This window comes from Planktothrix paucivesiculata PCC 9631 (assembly GCF_900009265.2).
In the GTDB taxonomy this organism is placed as follows: domain Bacteria; phylum Cyanobacteriota; class Cyanobacteriia; order Cyanobacteriales; family Microcoleaceae; genus Planktothrix; species Planktothrix paucivesiculata.
In genome coordinates this window covers 1-213 of sequence record NZ_LR735102.1, presented here as the reverse complement: position 1 = coordinate 213, position 213 = coordinate 1, and the positions used below count along the sequence as shown (strand labels likewise).

Annotated in this window: 1 protein-coding gene; it reads left to right on the top strand. The window is 34.7% G+C overall.

Annotation, left to right across the window (positions count from 1 at the left end; translation table 11 throughout):
* Nucleotides 1–213, top strand: a 213-nt coding sequence (locus PL9631_RS25745) for a transposase family protein (protein WP_231516866.1), incomplete at both ends; no start/stop codon positions are given.

Below are 213 nucleotides of genomic sequence, written 5' to 3'. Positions count from 1 at the left end.
AATCAACTTTAATGAAAACAGGAAAGTTTCGGATTCCGGGAAAGAAAGCATTAATTCAAGATTCTGGCTACCCCGAAATCGTAGTGATGGATGTCACGGAAACGGCTATTGAAAGACCGAAAAAAAAACAGAAAAAATATTACTCAGGAAAGAAAAAACATCACACGCTCAAAATTCAGTTAGTAATTGAGCCAGAAACTAAACAGATTATTT